Below are 18,326 nucleotides of genomic sequence, written 5' to 3'. Positions count from 1 at the left end.
TAAAAGTTGAAACTTAGATCGCTTTCAGCGTGCCTTTAGGCAACGTGGCTGCAACAGAGCCTTTCTGAATTTTCAACTCGACAGTGTCAGACACTTCGATAACAACAAAAGCATCGGAAACCTTGACGATTTTGCCGGCGATACCGCCAGTGGTCACGATCTCGTCGCCTTTTTGCAGGTTACCCAGCAGGGCTTTCTGCTCTTTAGCGCGCTTGGCCTGTGGACGCCAGATCATCAGATAGAAGATGACCAGGAAGCCGACCAGGAAAATCCATTCAAAACCACCACCCATAGGGCCAGCAGCGGCAGGTGCAGCAGCGTCCGCGAAAGCGGAAGAGATGAAAAAGCTCATGAAGCACTCCAGTTGCAATGTTGTTTCTTAAAGGTCCGAAACTCAGTCCAAAGGCGGCACAGGCAGCCCGCGCTTGGCATAGAAGGCGTCGACAAAGGTGGCCAATGTACCCTGTTGAATAGCCTCGCGCAAACCAGCCATGAGCACCTGATAGTGCCGCAAATTGTGGATGGTATTGAGCATGCTCCCCAGCATTTCGCCGCACTTGTCCAGATGATGCAGATAAGCGCGGGAGAAGTTCTGGCAGGTGTAGCAGTCGCAAGTCGGATCCAGCGACGAATCATCATGGCGATGGAACGCATTGCGGATCTTGATTACACCGGTGTCGATAAACAGATGCCCGTTGCGGGCATTGCGGGTTGGCATCACGCAATCGAACATGTCCACACCGCGGCGCACACCCTCAACGAGATCTTCTGGCTTGCCAACCCCCATAAGGTAACGAGGTTTGTCAGCCGGCATCATCGCAGGCAGATAGTCCAGCACCTTGATCATTTCATGCTTGGGCTCGCCTACCGACAAACCGCCGATGGCCAGGCCGTCAAAGCCGATCTTGTCCAGACCGTCCAGTGAACGCTTGCGCAATTCCTGGTGCATGCCGCCCTGAACGATACCGAACAACGCCGCGGTGTTGTCGCCATGGGCATTTTTAGAACGCTGAGCCCAGCGCAACGACAGCTCCATGGAGATACGCGCCACGTCTTCGTCAGCCGGGTACGGGGTACATTCGTCAAAAATCATCACCACGTCCGAGCCCAGGTCACGCTGGACCTGCATCGACTCTTCCGGGCCCATGAACACCTTGGCGCCATCGACCGGCGAGGCGAAAGTCACGCCTTCTTCCTTGATCTTGCGCATGGCGCCCAGGCTGAACACCTGGAAACCGCCCGAATCCGTCAGGATCGGACCTTGCCACTTCATGAAGTCGTGCAGGTCGCCGTGCTTCTTGATGACTTCAGTGCCAGGGCGCAGCCACAGGTGAAAGGTGTTACCCAAAATCATCTGCGCGCCGGTATCGACGATATCGCGCGGCAGCATGCCCTTGACCGTGCCGTAGGTACCGACCGGCATGAACGCCGGGGTTTCAACCACGCCACGGGGAAAGGTCAAACGACCGCGACGAGCCTTGCCATCGGTGGCAAGTAGCTCGAAAGACATACGACAGTTGCTCATGCTTGATCCTCTGGGGCCGGGGCAGGAGCCGTCGGCGCAGGATTGCGGGTGATGAACATTGCATCACCGTAACTAAAGAAGCGGTACCCATGCTCAACCGCAGCCTTGTAGGCCGCCATGGTTTCGGGATAACCGGCGAACGCCGAAACCAGCATCAGCAGCGTGGATTCCGGCAAATGGAAATTGGTCACCAAAGCATCGACCACATGAAACGGTCGACCCGGGAAAATAAAGATATCGGTATCGCCACTGAACGGCTTGAGCACGCCATCACGGGCAGCACTTTCCAGCGAACGCACGCTGGTGGTACCCACGGCAATCACTCGCCCGCCACGCGCCCGGCACGCAGCCACGGCGTCGACCACATCCTGGCCAACTTCAAGCCATTCGGTGTGCATATGGTGATCTTCAAGGCGCTCGACCCGCACCGGCTGGAACGTACCCGCCCCCACGTGCAAAGTCACAAATGCCGTATCGACGCCTTTGGCAGCGATGGCCTGCATCAGCGGCTCATCAAAATGCAGCCCCGCCGTCGGTGCCGCTACGGCACCCAGGCGTTGTGCGTAGACCGTCTGATAACGCTCGCGGTCTGAACCTTCGTCCGGGCGATCGATATAAGGCGGCAACGGCATATGCCCGACACGGTCCAGCAACGGCAGAACCTCTTCGGCAAAGCCCAGCTCGAACAACGCATCGTGGCGCGCCAACATCTCGGCTTCGCCACCACCGTCAATCAGGATCTTCGAGCCTGGTTTTGGCGACTTGCTGGAGCGCACATGCGCCAGCACCCGGTGACTGTCGAGCACCCGCTCAACCAGAATTTCCAGCTTGCCGCCCGAGGCTTTTTGGCCAAACAAGCGAGCCGGAATCACCCGGGTATTGTTAAACACCATCAAGTCGCCCGGGCGTAAATGCTCAAGCAAATCAGTGAATTGACGATGTGCCAGTACGCCGCTCTCCCCGTCCAGGGTCAGCAGGCGACTGTTGCGGCGCTCCGCCAAAGGATGGCGTGCGATGAGCGAATCAGGGAGTTCGAAAGTAAAGTCAGCAACGCGCATGATAGGTTTCGTCTAGCAGGGCCGGGGAGTTTAACGGACTTAGTAAAAATAGACCAATAAGTTGTTGACCGACCTAAATCTCATCTCTATACTTCGCCGCCATTGAGCCCTGATGGCGGAATTGGTAGACGCGGCGGATTCAAAATCCGTTTTCGAAAGAAGTGGGAGTTCGAGTCTCCCTCGGGGCACCATCACAATGAAGAAAGTCCTTGATTATCAAGGACTTTTTTTTCGTCTGGCGTAAATGTGGCGTAACACGATCGAGATTGCTCGTTTATCGATTGGGGTTACTGGTCCAAACGGAATGGAGCAAGACAGTGCCTAAATATGACGTTGCAATCTCGTTCGCCGGCGAAGATCGACCCGTAGCTCAGGAGCTCGCCGCTTCCCTCGTCTTGACCGGACTAAACGTGTTTTACGACGAATATGAACAAGCCGACCTGTGGGGTAAGGATCTCTACACCCACCTATCGAAGGTCTATAAGGATGAATCGAAGTATTGCTTGATGTTGATATCCGAGCATTACGCGAAAAAGCAATGGACGAACCATGAGCGACGGGCCGCCCAGGCCCGTGCCTTCGCTGAAAGTAGTGAATACATTCTTCCGCTGCGCCTGGACGATACAGAAATCGACGGCGTCCTCGGCACAACTGGATACCTCGACTTCCGTCGGTTTCCAGTTGAGAAAATTGTCGAATCCTTGGTGATCAAAGTCCGCGAATACAACAAGGCTCACGGCATCGTGTTCGAAATCGTGAGGGTTCAAGACGTCTTCACGAAACAAAAACTCCAGGGCAAAGACGGCGACGTAATAACCACATGCCCAGCCTGTCACTCCGAGCAAAATCTTAATGAAGCGAAGATATCGCAGGATGATGCCGAGACCATTTACACCTGCAAAAACGGATGTCAGCGGTTAGTAGTTGTGAGCCGCCGTAGCGAAGCTAAGTGGCCTGCCATGCCTGATAGGCCTGCATTGACAGAAGATAGGAATGGGCCAGGTTTAGGCTTCAGGGGCTACGGGTTTGGTGATTATTTTATCCGTAATGTTAGCGACATCATTCTTAAAACTGATGTTATGGCCAGTGGACTGCTCTTGCCTGCCAGCCCAGCAGCTCTTATGAAAAAGTGAGCGGAAACATGGCAGCCTGCGGATCGTGAAAGAGCGAGAGTTCTAGATAGGGCAGCGTGATAGGCGACCAGTGATAGGCCCGATTTCTCAAGCCCGCAGTGAGTGTCCGCGCATCTGCCCCCCTTACATACACGCTTGCAAACAGACGGTCGAGATCCGGCCCAACACCCCTCCTAGGGGGCAGTTCCGAAAATCTGTGGGGGTCGGAAAAAATAGTAATATTAGTAACATCCCCTCCGAAAATCAGCTACAACCCTTGTAGATCAAGGCCTCCAGAGCTTTTGAGGAAAGGCGATATTTAAGCGATAGGAAGGCGATATTATTACTTTTCTATAAAGCTATATTTCCATTCTTTAAAACCCAATGAATACGGGGGTTTGGCAGAAATATTACTTTTCATATCGCTTCATATTACCTTCCCTTGTAATACCGAGAGCCCAGCAAAATCGGGGCCTCCAGACCCATTCCCACCCCCGTATAGCTGATATCGCTCTTTTTGAAACGACCACCCTCCACTTAAGAATCAATCTCAATAAAACGACATTTTTTCATGGAGCCTTGGCAGGCTGCATAAAGGCGAACCAAGTTACAGATCGTGTTCAGCTCTGTGAAATCCATCAAATTCGCTACAGCCCCCGCCAGTCATGGCTTGCAGAGAATTCAGCCTCTCTTCGCACACCATCAATCTCCGCTCAAAAAAGATCGAGCACGTTTTTGAAAACCCTTCGAAACCCACGTTTTAAAAGTTTCCACCCAATGAAACCGGGGGTTCCAGCGCCACCCCGTCCGTGACCGCCCTGAGTGCCGCCGTGCAACCGCACTGCATTTCCCTTCACAACTTTGCACTCTGTGCAATGGCCGATCGCCTGCAGAGCCCCACGGCCCGCCTGGGCTGCAGGATCGTTTGCACTACATCCGGATTTGCACAAAAAAAGGACGCAAGGCCCGTCGGCGGGAGGGGGATAAGTGCTTTTTCTTCCGTATTTTTCTTCGACCCCACGATTTTCGTGCGCAGCACCTGGTGGGATTGGGCAGCGCTTCATCGGACGATTGTTGGAACACTGGCCCATTGATTTATACTGTATGCACATACAGCTATCTACTTTGAACTGAGGGTACCGACGATGATCCCGGAACATATCGAACCCCCTACCAGGAAGGTCGCCGCACTAGCGAAGTGGTACGATTTGCTGCGTGACGAAGCCGCGTTGCTTACCGCACCTGGTACTCACCACAAGGCGCTGCTCGATCAAGCCCATTCCCTGCATAAGGCTTATGTGATCGATGGTGACGATCTAAGTGATCTCCTGGAACAGGCCGACGGGGCACTGGCTTATGCCATCGAATCGCTGATTGATCACCTGGTCGAATAGGTAGGGCTGCCTCATGCATATGCTGGTGACCCCAATGCGACGTCTTGGCGTAGCGCTCGATCCCAAAGAACGGCGGCGCTATACGGCGATCAAGGGGAACGTGATGGTGAATGCTGGAGTCAGCACTGAGCTCGGTCGTAGCTCGAACATTGCCCGCGTAGAAGTGGGCATGCCTCTTGAGCCGGATCCCCTGCCCCAGCTACTGGACGCGACTCTTTCAGGAATGGCCGGGACTGGCTTTGTACTCAGCGGCATTGAATACATCGACGGTTGTGCTTATGCACAGTCTTGGTGGTGCCGACTTTAATAAAAGGCACGAACGTGAGGAATACGTCTCTGTGGTTCTGGTAGCCTGCGGCCACATCAACGCGTGAGATCAGTGCTATGGGACAGGCTAAGGAAAGAAAGAAGAACGACCCGTACTATGGAAAGCCAGTGCACAGGGGGCTTGTCATTTCGTCACCTGCGCGTGTGAACGGAGCTGACTACCTGCACATGATGAGCACGGGACTCCACCCGCAAGAGCTGCGCTTTGCGCTTATGTTCTGGGATAAGCTGGTTTGGCCAGATGGCGCTATTAGCTTCGAAGGAGGCCCAGACGAGCTCTTCCTTGAAGATTGCGGAATAATCGAACGGCCGAGATACAGCATAGATGGCGCGTCGGGTTCCGGGTTTTTAGCTGGCCAAATTATGGCGTACCAGGACATGGAGGCGCGCGAACCCGGAGCATGGGCACTTGCCCAGGGCGAGAATTCGCTTTTCGTTGAGGGGCCGAGACTCGTAGTCGGCAAAGGCGCCCAGATCGAACTTACGCGTGCAGTGCCAATCCCTACGGTCGACACACCGCTCCAAGAAATTTTGGAGTTTAAGCAACGTCGCAAAGATGAGCTGCTGAGTTTTCGACTTCACATTGAGAGCCTGGCGGAAAAGGTCTCGGCCTCGGATGAACCATCTGCAGAGCTCGAAAAACAAGTGAGCGAAGTGGAGAAGGCTTGCTCCGACTTGGTAGCTGTCGGAAAAGATTTTCAGTTTCCGATGCATGTCTCGACATTCAAAACCAGTCTGAATCTGAAGCCATCACTTGTCGGTGAAGTCGTAGGGGCTTGGCAAGGCGGTGCCACATACGGATTGGAGATTGCGACCCTAGCCGCTGGTTTTGCAGGGCTCAGGAGCGCCGTTCGTATAGAGACGGATCTGGGCCTGCGCTCAATCAAAGCGCCTGTTTCCCCGTACAAATATGCCTATCGGATAAGCGACGAGCTCATCTAATTGAAAAAACCCGCCTCATTAGGCGGGTTGCCGCCGCCTATCAGGTTAAGTCAATCGAAATGCCGATCCGGGCCTTTGTCCCAGTCGGAGCTGCCCCGGCCAACTTGTAACCCAGCACAACTTCTTTATCGGTCGTGGTGACTACTCGTAAAATAGCCTCATCCCAAACTGAAGAGTCCGGATCAGTAGCCATCCAGTTAGCGCGTACAACTTTGCGCGGAGGCGTATAAAGCAGACCGTGCGTAATAACTACGATGGTGTACGTCGTAATATCCATTGCCAACTGGTCGGTCTCCAGATTCGTCTTACAGCCACCGACGGTGTCGCCACGACTACGGATGTTAATACGGTCAGTCGCTCTAGGGGTCTGCCCTTTAACAGCTTTTTGTCCAACTGTAGTGGCAATACTCAGATCAACTTGGTTCTCACTACCGGAAACATAATCGAAAGCCGTGTTGCAGTTTCGGATTTTGCAATTGATTTCGTTATCAATGCCATCCAACTTCAGACCGGTACGTCCGGCAGCACTAAAGTTTATGATTGTCATCTCGACATTACAGTGGGAACCTTTTACTACTACCCCTTCGTTATCCGGGTTGTTGGTTTGAAGAATACCGCTAATATCAGCATTGTCTCCATTGACGATTAAAGCGGTCTTCCCAACTGAAGACTTCCAAACAAGAGCGTTCAGGTGACCGATGTAGCAGTTCCGTCCGTTAACAACTACTCCATCTTGCTGCCCACCAATGTTGTACGCTCGCATCTTATCGATTTGAAGCTCGTTTGCCTGCAGGACAGCATTGTCCCCATCGATCACAAGGGTGTCGATACGCGCAATGCTGCCAATATAAACACCGGTATCTAATGCGGGCTCCGCAGAGCGGCCGCCAGCATAGGAGTGCAGCAGGCCGATGCGGTCAAAGCTGCCACCGTACAGGTCCGACTCTTCTGAGTAGAAGTTCCAGCCGTCGTTAAAGCATACGATGACGCTATCCGCATTGGTGTTATGGGGACCTCGGCAATGCCAGCCGGCAAAGCCTCCATTAGAACGACAGATAATGTTGCCGAACTTGCCCTCTTCCTGCCCACGCCAACTGACACCAGAAGCACTTGTAGAGTCTTCGGTATAAAGCCCGCCGCCTGCACCGTCATAGACAAGCACAGTACCGGCAAGGATCATCGAAGGACCGTACAGCTTCACGGGAACGCCGGAAGTATTCCCGGAGGGGTTGTTTGTCGGGTGGTAGCGGTTACCGTTAACCCGAATGTCCTTAAGCCCCATCCAGGAGGGGACTCGGAGGTCATTGACGGTCAGGCCAGTACCGGTCAAAACATCAAAGTTCTCTGACTTGATAAAGTCCTGATTGGCGCCTGCCATCTGTTTCAGTTCGGTGGCGTTAACGCCCCGACCGTTGAGAACAATAGAACGATCCAAACAGATATACCGCGCTTGGTATACCCCGCCAGGGCCAAATGTAAGGTCACCACCGCCGAAGGTCCCCAACATAATGCGGGCGGCTTCAAAAGCAGGTGTCCAATCCCAGGTGCCGAAATCATCCGGTACCGGGCGGAAGGTTACCAAGTGAGAAAACTCCCACAAATCTATCTGAGTCTGAGACAGGGTCTTGGCGACAGTACCCTCAATCGCCAAAGCCAATGGCGTGCGCATACACCCTAACCCACCCGCCCCGTTTCTTGGGTCGGTCGAATCCCTCAACCTTTCCTCAAGCGCACGCGCCGCGCTCTGGGCCAGCTCTGTTGTCTCCGTCACATCATTAAACTGCATCCGAAGTCGATTATCTCGAGCCCCCTTTACCGCTCGCAGGTCATAAAGCCCGTTGGGCGCAGCAAGCTGGACCAAACCTTGTTGATCGGACATAAAGGGGTTGTCCAACGCCAAGCCGTTAGCGCCCTGCAGGACCTCTACCAGGCTCTCGGTGCCTCGCTCATACAAGTAACAGGTCGCCGCGCTGAGGATGTTCCCCGCGTCGTCCTGAACGAAGAAATTCTTAAGTTCCAAATTAGGCTCCGGTGATGGGCTGCAACTGCCCAAAAAGTTGTGTGCCGGTACCGGCGTGACCGGCGAAGCTCGCCGCGTTGGTTGGGACTGGGCTCGATGCGTGCTGGTGGCCGGCGATGTCGGTGTTCATCTGGATCACCAGGTCAATCACGTCACACAGCACCTGCAGCACGTTCACGCTCTCAGAGCCGATCCAGTTGGTGGGTGCCACGCTTTTGCGGGCGCCCATGATCCGTTCCAGCAGCTCGCCGCCGATCGTGCTGTTGAGCTTTTGCGCCACCACCAGGTTGAGGTCGCGACCGCTGGCCAGATGCAGGTCGTCCAGTGCGGCCAGGCTCGCGGATCCGCCCGACAGCAGCTTGAGCGCGCCGATCGCCTCGATCGCCTTGATGCCCCCGACTGACTCTGTCGAATGGTCGTCCACCTCCACTTTGCTGCTCTGGTGGTGTTCGACATTGGTCAGGCTCTCAACCTCCCGCTCGATCGACTTGTCACGGATCCGGCCGTCGGTCTGGCGTGACCAGTTGCCATCGGCATCCACACGTTGCTGAGCAGCTTCGCTGTGCTGCCACACCTGATCACCTTTGGGCACCTTCGGCAGGCTCAGACCGTGGGGCAGGATCGTCTGGACGTAGGGTTTGTTCGGCAAGCCATAGGCGAAGCACACGACAACCCGGGTGCCTTCCTCGGGAAAGCCTAGGAATCCCATCTCGTCGCCGCCCACAGCCATGGGCAGTGGCACACCGGCCATCAGGGGCAACTCAGGATCCGGCTCGTCATCCGGGCCCAGCAGTTCCAGGTCCACCGCAAAACGCGGTCGAAAGTCGTCGCAGATCCCGGCACTGGCCGGGGCATCTGCCACGCCGATAACCCGGGCAAAGCGTGGCAAGTGATAACCGCCGGTGAGTTCGGGGAATTGCCGCTCTACACTGCGGCGGATTGCGTCTTCCATCGGATCGCCATTTGGTTGCCGGTGAGCGTCACCTGGGTGATGCGCTCGCCTTGGTTGATGGATGCACCTGGTCGTAACCCGGGAAGGGCCGCGATCATCGCGCTCTGGTTGTTTTGGTAGTCGTTGAACAGCTCGACCGGCAGCTGCAGCGGTGAACGAGTACCAAAGAAGCTGTCGGCCCAGCGGCCCACAAACACTGCGCCGTCGCCCTGCTGCTGCCACATAAAGTCGGGAATACCGAAAACCCGGGGCAAACTGTCCATGGCCTGGTAGCCAGCGGCCAGGTTGTAAAAAAACGGGGCCTTGACCTTGGCGTAGGCCTTGTCCGGGACGCGAAAGCTGAGCCCGGTTTTCTGGCTGATCTCGGCCAGTACCGTGCCCAGATCCGCATGGCGCAGGTTGAGCGGCAACGGGTTGGCCAGAATCGCGGCCAGCTCGCGGCAGAACAGCACCTGCTCGATCGCGTTGGACGGGGTGCAGCGCTCGACGTAGCCAATAAAGTGGCGCTGCAGCGGGTTGTCGTTGTAGCCGATGTCGAGCGTGACCAGCCCCTTCACCGGCGCCGCGGCCTGAATGGTCAGCGTGGCCCTGCCCGGGGTGCGCAGTTCAAGGCGCACGTCATCGCTGACCAAGGGATAGACCACCCCGCCGATGGTCAGCACCTTGTGCAGCTTCATGCTCACAAGACACCGCCCAGGTATTTATCCAGTTGTTTCAGGGTGGCTTCGAAGCCGGTCAGTTCCTGGCCTGCCGTACCGTTTTCGCCTGCACCTGGTGCAGTCACGGACTGCCCCGGGGCACCTTGCTGGGTCACACCCTTACCGGCCCGTCGAGTCTCGACCCGCTCGGGGTTAGAGAGCTTTTCCGACAGCGTGAATTGAACAAGCCAGGCGCGAAGTGTGTCGTCTTCCCGGGCGCTGACTCCGTCGGAAAACTGCACCTGGCGCACGCCAAACGCGGACGCCGTGTCGTTTACGACCCGGTAGGTTTTGAGCTGGCCACCGTTGCCGGTCGCTTCAGCCAGGCGCATCAGGTTGCGCAAAAATGCGCTGTCGACAAACGGAATCTGCAGCGTGACCGCCAGGGTCTTGGGCTTGAACCCTTTATGGGCGGAGTCGGTGTTACTGGTCTGGCCCGATAGGTCGTCGCTTTCGATCCGCAGGTTGGCCGTGACCTTGAGGTTTTTACCGCGCACCTGTTCGCCATCGAGCAATAAGGTCATAGGCCCACCAATTCCCGAACAAAGCCCAACCCTTTCAGGGATCCGACCAGGAGCACTCCAGCGGATAGCCCCCATTCGTGACCGGGTGCATCGCCCTGCAGCAACTGGCGGCGCATCTCGGCGGCATTACCAGGGCCGATCAGTCGGGCGCGCATGGTGTCGTCTGCGGCGCCGCCGGCGAACATCGATTTGAGGTCGGCCAGTTTCTGGGCCTGCGCCTGCGCTTGGCTGGCTTTGCGGGTCGCCATTTTGGCCAGGTCAGCCATGGGCGAGCTGTCGGCGTAGCTCTCCAGTGCCGACAGCTGGCTGTTCAGGGCTTGGGTGGCAGCCTTGGTCACGGTGCAACGCTCAAGCGGCAAAGCGCCCCAGCGCGGTAATGTGCCGGCAGTGGGCAGCTCCCACTTTTCAGCATCCAGTGCGAACAGGTTTTTCGCTCGGCGTTCGGCGCGCTGCAGGTCAGGCATGGGCAACACGGCATTGAAGCGGGCCAAGGTCGCGGCGAACTTGTCGTACCGCGTACCCAGAAACATCACTACCAGGGCGTATTGCGATCCCGCCGGGCGGCTGTCGTCGCCGGTGTCTTCCAATTTTTCGCCCAGTTGCTGCAGCAAGTTAGGTGCTGACAGGTATCGCTGATAACCGCGACCCTGCCCTACTCCACTTTGGAACGGGGTCACCACCAGACAGGCCGGAACTTCGCCCAGGGCATCGCTTAACCCTGCGCGACCAGCGGCAACAGCGGCTTCTGCAGCGGCGCCGACTGGCCCAGGTGAAGTCGTGGCCAAGTCAGCCAGACCTTCAAGGCGTTGCCCTGTGGTGGCCAACTCATTGCTGGCCAAGCCCTTGGCGACATCGAGGTCGCTGAGCCACTGGGTAGACTGTTCCGGCCAGCGCAGGGTGATAGATGCCCAAGTCATACCGGCGCGGACTCCCACGACACTGCGTTGAGGGCGTCCAGATCGGTAGCTGCTCGCGCCGCTGCCAAGGCTTGCTTGAGGTCGTTGGCCTTGCGCAGGCGCTGCAGCTTGAACTCGGTAAACTCGTTGCCCACCTGCAGCAGTTGATCGCTAGAGTGATCGCGAAAGTCTGCCACCCCGGACTCATCACGGCAGATGTAGCCGCCGCCCAGGCCGCGCAGGATCAAGCCGTTCAGGTTCAGTTGGTCTTCTATCTGGGTGTCGTAGAAATACCGATCTCCTAACGCAGCCGACCAAAAACCGCCGGTAATCTCCTGCAGGCAGGCCTGATTGACCGCCGCCAGTTGCAGGGTGTAATGCAGCTCGAGCACGGTCGGAATGTCATCGATCCAATGGCCATTGCTCCAGATCTGACCCAGGCCTGGCACTTCCAGGGTGTAGCCATCAGGAAGCGCGCCGGCACGCTCGATCACAAGGGCAGCGCGAGTCGTGGTGTTGTAGACCGTCAGCCCTTGGTAAGAATCAACCAGCTGCCATTTTCGGCCATCCCAGCGCGCGGCCTTTTTTTCCGGTACCGCCGGCGGGGCCACTTCAACGCAGCCGCCCGGGATCAGCCAAACATCCGGTTCCAGCGGCGAACGATCGGCCACGGTTTTACCGGTGTAGATGCCCAGGTGATCAGTTTGATAAACGACTTTTGTATCCATGGCGGTCTCAGTACTTGATGCAGGCAAGGAAGGCGATGTTTTGCGGACGTGTTTCGCTACCACCGGTGGCGTTGACGGTGATTACGTGCGAGTGATCGCCCACGGCATTGATGGTGATGTTGTGCGCGTGCGCGCCTGCTTTAGTGGTGGCGGTGGCAACGGTCGGGGAATCGGTCCCGTTTAGTGGGTTTCGCGGTTCGTTCGTAGCGCTGAGGTCCGCGCCGTCCGGTGTGATATTTCCGTAATGGACGTTGTGGGTATGCTCGCCTTGAACGTCACTCGAAGCAGCGTGTGTATGGCCACCGGCACCTGCGGAGCTGGCACCGTGAGTATGGCTACGGGTTTCATCCGCCTGAAAACTGCCCAGCAACCGACCGACATCGATGCCCCGGCCGTCATCCAAGAATCGAGGAAAAAAGCCGCGCGGATCAGGCAGATTGAAGGTGCTGACACCATCACCTGCGCCATACTTGGTGCCGATCTTGGCGAACAACTTGGCATAAACCGTACGAGACACCGCCGCACCGTTGGCCCGAAACGACCCGGGCGGCGGCGTATCCATCGCAACCATGAAGATTTCCCCGACCGCTGAGTCAGCGATAATCTGGCGCAGGGCGTTGAGCGCCTTGGTAGTGGCCAGAATCTCACTGCTATCACTGCCTGGGTCATCGCTTTTGGCGTTGGGCAGCTCACTCAGGCCGACGTCTTCTTTTTTGGTACCCCGGGCGCGCAGGTGCTGGTAGTCGCCATTGCGCAATGCGAGCTGATTGATTAGGGCTCCAGCGATGGGTTCGCTTACGCGCAGATCGGTGATCCCTCCCGATACGGCCACGCTAGCCAACGCCACCACGTAGTGGGCTGTCCCATTGCTGTCGACGTAGTCCGCTTTGGCCTCACCAAAGACCACTTTCCAAGTGGCTACCGTGTCGCTACCTTCGCGGGCCAGTGCGACGTCAAGCCAAGCTTTGGCCGGCAGCGCAGGCAATTGAGCATGGACAGGTTCAGCCAGCGCGAGGCGGATCCCTTCAACATAGGCAATCCCCGCTTTGACCTGGTACAGACCAAAACTGCGTTCCATCTGCAGGCTGTCGGCCAGAAAACAGACACGGCCAAACACGTCCCGATTACTCAATCGCTCACGCAGATCGATCCCGTTCAAGCGAACCGTGAAGTCGTGCTGCCAGGTACTGGCGTCGACAGTGATGCCCGTCAGCGCTTGGGCACCGTTGAACTCCACCAGGAAGTTGCGGGTAACGTTGTTGCCGATCTGCAGCGGCGGAATATTCTTGCGCTTTTGTTGCACCGGCACGGTCGCGACGGCCAGCAATTCGCCGCCGGCGGCCTCCAGACCGATCCAGTTGAAGTCCCAATCGCCGACGTCTGAGCCCACCATAAGGCTGTAGATCACCTGGTTAGGGCTGACGTAGCCTTTGCGGTCGTAGACTTTGGTGAAGACGATTTGGGCCGCAGGCGGCTTGCCAGCTGCGCGATCGACTGGTGCGTTCGGATCCAGACCAGGCACAAGGGCCAGAACGAAGCGAGCAATCTCAAGCTTCTCTCCAGCACCTTGCTTTTGGGCAATAAGACTCTCGCCGGCAAGGGTAATGCTAGCTCCCATGGGGGCTCCTAAAGTGGGTTCAAAAAGGTGAGAATTGCGAGCTCGTTGATCACGACCAATCGGCTTGAACTGTCGTCCAGCGTGGCAATCAGGGTCTGCTGGTCGTCGTTGAAGTCAGCCACGCCGATATTCAATTTCACTGGGGTGATCGTGACGAAGTCGTAACGCCGGCAGGTGCGGCCGTATTGCTGCATCAGCACACGCAGCAGCACCGGGTTTTCGCTCAGTTGTGTGTCGGATAGATGAAGCAGCACCACGTCCCAATCGAGGTCCGGCAAGCGCTCTTGGATCTCCACATACCCGACGCCCAGGCGTTCGAAAATGCGAACCATGCCAGCGGTGCTGCCCGCGTCAACGGCATTGATAAAGGCGTACTTAACCCGCCGGCGGTACAGCTTTTCGGGCTCGCCGTGGAAGCGCTGAATATCGCGCTGCCAAGCCAGCAGATCGAGCACACTCAGGTGGCAGGTCTCGGCGTCCATCTGCAGCAGCGGCCAATTCAGCCAGCTTTCGACCTTGCCCCACCAGGCTTGCGCGGCGGCCTTGAGCTTGGCCAGCTCCGGCCCGTCCAGCCAAAAAGGCAAGCTCAGCTTAAGCATTTAGCTCCACCTCTACCCCAGATAGGCGCGGGATGGTCAGCTCTGAAAGGATGTCGACGTTGTCGAAGTCCAGCGACTCGATACCGGCGAATTGTTGGTGCAGCTCTTCGCCCAGCCGGCTGAAAGAGAAACGCGACTGAGGATGGGTCAAAGTCGGCTGGTAGTCGCTGGCCGTGCTCTCACGAAAAGCAGCACGGATAAACAGCTCGATGTCAGATTTCAGAGCTGGCCAGCGCTCGGCACCGACTTCGGCCTTTGGCCAGACGGTCACCCGCACGGTGTGCAGTGTGGCGGGCATCTCCAACACCAACAGATCATCACCGTGGCCATGGTTGCCCTGGTCGCGGATATAGCTGTTGATTTCAGCCAGAAAGGTGTCCGCCGGCGAGTCGGCTTCGAACAGCACAAAGGCGTTGGCACTGCCGGGGCCCCGGGGCGCGTTGTGCTCAAAATAGACGCCATCAGGTTGCACGCCCGGGAAGACCGAGATCATGGCGCGATAGACCGCGTCGGTGTGCCACTGGTTGACCGCCGAGAACTGGTTACGCACGCGCAGACGCAGCTCGTCGTTGGGCTCGGTGTCGGCGCCGGGCTGGGTCAACCAGCTGTCAGCATTCACCACCTGAACCACCCCCGGCACGGGCTCCGGGAGAATCGAAAAGTAACCTGGTGCAAGATTGAATCCGCTGCCCGCCTGCTTAGCCTGGGCCAATACCCGGATCTGAGATTCACCATCGGCAAAGCTGGCTGCTGCCACCGTAACCAGTTCGTAGACGTTGCCGTTGATCGCAATCGACTGCACACGGGTACCGGCGGGGATCTCCAGCAAACCGGCCAGCGCGCTCCTGGTGAACAGCAACAGCCCCTCGGCTTTGGTCGCAGGCTTACGGGTGACGTTGACCGCCCAGGCCAACATATCCAACCAGGCGCCGGTGGACGTCTTAACAAAGAAGTTCGGCAAAACGGTGCCGGCGATGAACTCGATCAGCCACATAACAGGTTTGGTCACCAGCGCGGTAATCACCCGCCAAAACGGCGACCAGGCACTGGTGTTGCTCAACTTGCTGCCCTGGGCGACGACTTCCAGCTCCCAGGCCGCACGCAGCTTCGCCTCGGTGGTCGGGATACCGGCGTCACTCAACGCCTTTTTGAAATCTACGTCACTCACAGCGCTACCTCGATAGATCCAAATTCAACGGTTTTGGCCGCTAACAAGTACCGTCCTTTTTCCTCTTCAATGATTCGGACTGTGCCCGGTACTAAGCGCACATCAGCCTCAACCAGCAGCTCCAGTTGCTGAATACAGTCGGATCGACGGAAGCGATCGCGCTCGGCCACCAGCGTCACCAACAAGCCGCTTTCGCGGATCATGTGACCGATGTCCTGGGCAATACTGGCCCGATCCTCAACCAGCAGGGGCTGGTTCGAAGGATCCAGGGTCAGGTCGTTGTTGGTGATCAGCAGATCGATGTAGAGACTCATCCGCCTACCCCCATCGCGACCATGTTTTCGAGCTCCAACGGGGTCATTGGCTTGCTGGTGTAGATGTTCACGTTCTCTACAGGACTGCCCTTGTTCTGGTTGTTGGTGTTCTGAATGCTGGTCAACAGCCCACCAGGGGGCACAGCCGAGGCGCGTGTTGGGGAAAGGCTTGGGATTGCCGCGTTGATGGTCTGCCGGACTTTCTGCGAGCGTTCGGCCTGCTCGCTGGCACTCATGGCGGCAGTGGTCCCCGGGATCTCCGGCATGGCGCCAAAGCTCGTTTCGATGTTCACGCCGGGAATCTTGTTCAGCATCTCGATCAGGCCATTGATGGCCTTTTGAAAGATCGCGACGATGCCGTCCCAGGCTGCCTTGGCCATACCTGACCAACCGCCCATGGAGCCGAACCAGTCCGACAGCGCGGAGAGCTGGTCACTGACCCACTTGAACGCGGACGTGTTCATCAGTGCGCTGGTCAAGTCATCCCAGTAATAGATCGCGGCGCCGACGATCGCGACCAGGGCGACAATGCCGGCGATGATCAGCCCCACCGGGTTGGCATAAATGGCGGCGTTTACCAGCCAAATCGCGCCCTGCCAGAGCAGCATGGCGACCTTTACCAAGCCCATCCACGCCACCATCAGGATCAAGCCGGCGACAAAAGCGGTGACCATCACGGCGTGGTACAAGAACATGGCAATGCTTTTCCAGCCGGTCCAGGTGAGCACCTTCCAGATCACGACCAGGGACAGCCACACCATCTTGCTCAGTCCAACCACAAACGTCAGGGCCGCCATTGCCGCCGTGAGCCCCAGGATCGTCAACACCACGATGCCAATCACACGGGTGATGTTGGGAAACAATTGGGTCCAGCGGGTCAGCGTGGCGGCGATACCGCTCAGGCGGTCCATTAAAGGCGCCAGGATTGGAATCAGCGCCTGACCGAACGCAATGCGCAGTGCTTCGACGGCAGCGGCAAACTGTTGCCACGGATCCACCATGGCCTTGGCCATGTTCGCGGCGTCCTCCAGGCCCCGGACTTTGCCCAGCTTATCCAGGCTGTTTTTGAACCGATCGGTATCTTTGGCCAGTGCGGTGATAACCCGCGCACCTTCGCCGCCGAAGGCCTCGGTCAGTTTGGTGCCGGCGGCGGCGCTGTTGAGGTCGCCAAACTTGCCCTCGAGCTTTGCCAAGATTTCGGCCATCGGCATCAGTTGGCCGTTCTGGTCGTTGAATTTCATCCCAAGCTTGTCGGACGCTGCGCCGATGTTCTCGAAAAACGATTTGTACAGACCACCGGCGTCGCCACCTTCCATGGTGCTGCTCAACGTACCGATCACCGCGAACTGTTCGGCCAGGTCAACGCCGGCCGTATTGGCGATCTGGCCGACTTCCTTGAAGGCATCCTTGAGCTGTGCGCCGTCCGTGCGAAATAACTGGGCCGCCAGTGCCGTCTGGCCGCCCATTTTTTCGACCCATTCGCTTTTGCCCATGGCATCCGCCTGGGTCTTGAACAGGTTGTACATGGTGCCAACGTAGGCCCCCATGGTCTCGGCGTCGGATTTGGTGGCCTTGGCCAACAGGTTGCTGGTGTTGGTGAAGGTGGCCAGCTGTGAGCCGGTCAGGCCCTTGATGGCGCCCTCGATGCTGTACGCCGACGCGACAAAGTCCCGGGCGTTTTCACCGTAGGCCACGGAGAACTCCAAAGCCTTCTGATTCAGCGCAGTCAGCGCGTCCTCGGCTACGCCCAGTGAACGAACTTCGCCCAGGGCGCGGTTCATCTCCAGCGCCGGCTCCAGGGATTGGCTAATCGCAACACCCGCGCCCACCATGCCCGCGAGCCCAATGCCCATGGTCTTGATGTTGTTTTGACCTTGCTCGGCCAAGTCCGAAAAGCTGGTTTTAACCTTGCCTAATGGCGCGGTGATCTTGTCGGTCAGACTCAAGATAAAGGCCAGGCGAGCGCTGCGATCTGCCATGTGTCGTTACCCGTTCAGTGCATGAGCGATGCCGTTGGCCACCGCGATTTCCATGCGTTTCCAGTGTTCGTCTTCCAGCCACTTGGCCGTGCCCATGTTCTCGATCGAGGGTTCAGCCCCGGGCATCCAGCGACTGGTCAGAGCCAACAGCTGGCTCAGTCCGTCCTCGCTCAGGCGCTCAGCGTGCTCGAGTGCTTTTTTACGATGATCTCAACGTCCGGGGCGTACTCCTCGAGCAGCGCACCCGCGAGTTGCATGGTCATCACCGGATTGAGCATCAGCGTGCGCAGATCAGCGCGCTGGTCAGCCTGCACGGTGTTGCTCAGCAGGTTGTGAGTCGGTGCCACCTTGTTGTTGGCGGTCATGCCGTTGAAGTACTTGGTCACGTCCTGCGGGGTAACAGCGAAGGTGAATTCTTTTTCGCCAACGGTCAGGGTGATTTCGCGTTTATCAGTCATCGTGTTGTTCCATT

The 18,326-nt window shown here is 57.5% G+C and carries 20 protein-coding genes and 1 tRNA gene; 5 read left to right on the top strand and 16 right to left on the bottom strand.

Going from position 1 to position 18,326, the window contains the following annotated elements; translation table 11 throughout:
• Positions 1–13: 13 nt before the first annotated feature.
• The 3 genes from yajC to queA are packed head-to-tail and all read right to left on the bottom strand — an operon-like array spanning position 14 to position 2,583.
• Positions 14–352: a preprotein translocase subunit YajC gene (yajC, locus tag V6L79_RS07770; RefSeq protein WP_003443398.1), complete on the bottom strand. Its 339-nt coding sequence runs from the start codon at positions 350–352 to the stop codon at positions 14–16.
• Between the two features lie 42 nt (positions 353–394).
• On the bottom strand, positions 395–1,510 hold the full coding sequence (gene tgt, locus V6L79_RS07765) for a tRNA guanosine(34) transglycosylase Tgt (RefSeq protein WP_261742376.1): 1,116 nt from the start codon (positions 1,508–1,510) through the stop codon (positions 395–397).
• A gap of 11 nt (positions 1,511–1,521) precedes the next feature.
• Complete coding sequence (gene queA, locus V6L79_RS07760; RefSeq protein WP_261741049.1) at positions 1,522–2,583, bottom strand: tRNA preQ1(34) S-adenosylmethionine ribosyltransferase-isomerase QueA; 1,062 nt, start codon at positions 2,581–2,583, stop codon at positions 1,522–1,524.
• A 106-nt stretch (positions 2,584–2,689) separates the two neighbouring features.
• On the opposite strand from queA, the gene V6L79_RS07755 reads away from it, so the two are divergent.
• The 5 genes from V6L79_RS07755 (at position 2,690) to V6L79_RS07735 (ending at position 6,358) form a co-directional block, all read left to right on the top strand.
• Positions 2,690–2,774 (top strand) — tRNA-Leu (locus V6L79_RS07755).
• A 126-nt stretch (positions 2,775–2,900) separates the two neighbouring features.
• Positions 2,901–3,716: a TIR domain-containing protein gene (locus tag V6L79_RS07750; RefSeq protein WP_338580049.1), complete on the top strand. Its 816-nt coding sequence runs from the start codon at positions 2,901–2,903 to the stop codon at positions 3,714–3,716.
• Between the two features lie 1,124 nt (positions 3,717–4,840).
• A complete protein-coding gene (locus V6L79_RS07745) occupies positions 4,841–5,089 on the top strand; it encodes a hypothetical protein (protein ID WP_338580048.1) in 249 nt (82 codons plus the stop codon).
• A 13-nt stretch (positions 5,090–5,102) separates the two neighbouring features.
• Positions 5,103–5,396, top strand: coding sequence for a hypothetical protein (locus tag V6L79_RS07740; RefSeq protein ID WP_338580047.1), 294 nt, complete (start codon positions 5,103–5,105; stop codon positions 5,394–5,396).
• Between the two features lie 77 nt (positions 5,397–5,473).
• Complete coding sequence (locus tag V6L79_RS07735) at positions 5,474–6,358, top strand: DUF6236 family protein (protein ID WP_338580046.1); 885 nt, start codon at positions 5,474–5,476, stop codon at positions 6,356–6,358.
• 40 nt (positions 6,359–6,398) lie between these two features.
• On the opposite strand, the gene V6L79_RS07730 is transcribed toward V6L79_RS07735, so the two are convergent.
• From V6L79_RS07730 to V6L79_RS07670, 13 genes are read right to left on the bottom strand one after another with little or no spacing between them, the layout of a single operon-like run.
• Complete coding sequence (locus V6L79_RS07730; RefSeq protein ID WP_338580045.1) at positions 6,399–8,378, bottom strand: hypothetical protein; 1,980 nt, start codon at positions 8,376–8,378, stop codon at positions 6,399–6,401.
• Position 8,379: 1 nt separating this feature from the next.
• Positions 8,380–9,330 carry a hypothetical protein gene (locus V6L79_RS07725; RefSeq protein WP_338580044.1) on the bottom strand — a complete coding sequence of 317 codons (951 nt, stop codon included), beginning with the start codon at positions 9,328–9,330 and terminating at the stop codon, positions 8,380–8,382.
• The gene (locus tag V6L79_RS07720; protein WP_338580043.1) at positions 9,303–10,013 is read right to left on the bottom strand and encodes a hypothetical protein; all 711 of its coding nucleotides are present in this window, start codon (positions 10,011–10,013) and stop codon (positions 9,303–9,305) included. The genes V6L79_RS07725 and V6L79_RS07720 overlap by 28 nt, the downstream gene beginning before the upstream one ends.
• Complete coding sequence (locus tag V6L79_RS07715) at positions 10,010–10,552, bottom strand: DNA-binding protein (protein WP_338580042.1); 543 nt, start codon at positions 10,550–10,552, stop codon at positions 10,010–10,012. Before V6L79_RS07715 ends, V6L79_RS07720 begins: the two co-directional genes overlap by 4 nt.
• A complete protein-coding gene (locus V6L79_RS07710) occupies positions 10,549–11,469 on the bottom strand; it encodes a hypothetical protein (protein ID WP_338580041.1) in 921 nt (306 codons plus the stop codon). The genes V6L79_RS07715 and V6L79_RS07710 overlap by 4 nt, the downstream gene beginning before the upstream one ends.
• The gene (locus tag V6L79_RS07705; protein ID WP_338580040.1) at positions 11,466–12,176 is read right to left on the bottom strand and encodes a phage tail protein; all 711 of its coding nucleotides are present in this window, start codon (positions 12,174–12,176) and stop codon (positions 11,466–11,468) included. Before V6L79_RS07705 ends, V6L79_RS07710 begins: the two co-directional genes overlap by 4 nt.
• A 7-nt stretch (positions 12,177–12,183) precedes the next feature.
• On the bottom strand, positions 12,184–13,794 hold the full coding sequence (locus tag V6L79_RS07700; protein ID WP_338580039.1) for a phage tail protein: 1,611 nt from the start codon (positions 13,792–13,794) through the stop codon (positions 12,184–12,186).
• Positions 13,795–13,802: 8 nt separating this feature from the next.
• On the bottom strand, positions 13,803–14,393 hold the full coding sequence (locus V6L79_RS07695) for a phage tail protein (protein WP_338580038.1): 591 nt from the start codon (positions 14,391–14,393) through the stop codon (positions 13,803–13,805).
• On the bottom strand, positions 14,386–15,561 hold the full coding sequence (locus V6L79_RS07690) for a baseplate J/gp47 family protein (RefSeq protein WP_338580037.1): 1,176 nt from the start codon (positions 15,559–15,561) through the stop codon (positions 14,386–14,388). Before V6L79_RS07690 ends, V6L79_RS07695 begins: the two co-directional genes overlap by 8 nt.
• A complete protein-coding gene (locus V6L79_RS07685) occupies positions 15,558–15,875 on the bottom strand; it encodes a DUF2590 family protein (protein WP_338580036.1) in 318 nt (105 codons plus the stop codon). The genes V6L79_RS07690 and V6L79_RS07685 overlap by 4 nt, the downstream gene beginning before the upstream one ends.
• Positions 15,872–17,854, bottom strand: a complete 1,983-nt coding sequence (locus tag V6L79_RS07680; RefSeq protein ID WP_338580035.1) for a phage tail tape measure protein — start codon at positions 17,852–17,854, stop codon at positions 15,872–15,874. Before V6L79_RS07680 ends, V6L79_RS07685 begins: the two co-directional genes overlap by 4 nt.
• Before the next feature lie 6 nt (positions 17,855–17,860).
• Positions 17,861–18,004 (bottom strand): DUF6890 family protein, encoded by a 144-nt coding sequence (locus tag V6L79_RS07675; protein ID WP_405046644.1) that lies wholly within the window; start codon positions 18,002–18,004, stop codon positions 17,861–17,863.
• 20 nt (positions 18,005–18,024) lie between these two features.
• Positions 18,025–18,312: a putative phage tail assembly chaperone gene (locus tag V6L79_RS07670; RefSeq protein ID WP_338580034.1), complete on the bottom strand. Its 288-nt coding sequence runs from the start codon at positions 18,310–18,312 to the stop codon at positions 18,025–18,027.
• Positions 18,313–18,326 lie beyond the last annotated feature (14 nt).

Source organism: Pseudomonas sp. ML2-2023-6, from assembly GCF_037055265.1.
GTDB lineage: Bacteria > Pseudomonadota > Gammaproteobacteria > Pseudomonadales > Pseudomonadaceae > Aquipseudomonas > Aquipseudomonas kulmbachensis.
The sequence above is the reverse complement of the archived record's forward strand: the minus strand, read 5'-3'. Positions and strand labels throughout refer to the sequence as shown.

Excerpts from the sequence above, each read along its gene's own strand:
- yajC (WP_003443398.1), bottom strand. The coding sequence starts at position 352 with ATGAGCTTTTTCATCTCTTCCGCTTTCGCGGACGCTGCTGCACCTGCC.
- tgt (WP_261742376.1), bottom strand. The coding sequence starts at position 1,510 with ATGTCTTTCGAGCTACTTGCCACCGATGGCAAGGCTCGTCGCGGTCGT.
- queA (WP_261741049.1), bottom strand. The coding sequence starts at position 2,583 with ATGCGCGTTGCTGACTTTACTTTCGAACTCCCTGATTCGCTCATCGCA.
- V6L79_RS07745 (WP_338580048.1), top strand. The coding sequence starts at position 4,841 with ATGATCCCGGAACATATCGAACCCCCTACCAGGAAGGTCGCCGCACTA.
- V6L79_RS07740 (WP_338580047.1), top strand. The coding sequence starts at position 5,103 with ATGCATATGCTGGTGACCCCAATGCGACGTCTTGGCGTAGCGCTCGAT.
- V6L79_RS07735 (WP_338580046.1), top strand. The coding sequence starts at position 5,474 with ATGGGACAGGCTAAGGAAAGAAAGAAGAACGACCCGTACTATGGAAAG.
- V6L79_RS07725 (WP_338580044.1), bottom strand. The coding sequence starts at position 9,330 with ATGGAAGACGCAATCCGCCGCAGTGTAGAGCGGCAATTCCCCGAACTC.
- V6L79_RS07715 (WP_338580042.1), bottom strand. The coding sequence starts at position 10,552 with ATGACCTTATTGCTCGATGGCGAACAGGTGCGCGGTAAAAACCTCAAG.
- V6L79_RS07710 (WP_338580041.1), bottom strand. The coding sequence starts at position 11,469 with ATGACTTGGGCATCTATCACCCTGCGCTGGCCGGAACAGTCTACCCAG.
- V6L79_RS07705 (WP_338580040.1), bottom strand. The coding sequence starts at position 12,176 with ATGGATACAAAAGTCGTTTATCAAACTGATCACCTGGGCATCTACACC.
- V6L79_RS07700 (WP_338580039.1), bottom strand. The coding sequence starts at position 13,794 with ATGGGAGCTAGCATTACCCTTGCCGGCGAGAGTCTTATTGCCCAAAAG.
- V6L79_RS07695 (WP_338580038.1), bottom strand. The coding sequence starts at position 14,393 with ATGCTTAAGCTGAGCTTGCCTTTTTGGCTGGACGGGCCGGAGCTGGCC.
- V6L79_RS07685 (WP_338580036.1), bottom strand. The coding sequence starts at position 15,875 with ATGAGTCTCTACATCGATCTGCTGATCACCAACAACGACCTGACCCTG.
- V6L79_RS07680 (WP_338580035.1), bottom strand. The coding sequence starts at position 17,854 with ATGGCAGATCGCAGCGCTCGCCTGGCCTTTATCTTGAGTCTGACCGAC.
- V6L79_RS07670 (WP_338580034.1), bottom strand. The coding sequence starts at position 18,312 with ATGACTGATAAACGCGAAATCACCCTGACCGTTGGCGAAAAAGAATTC.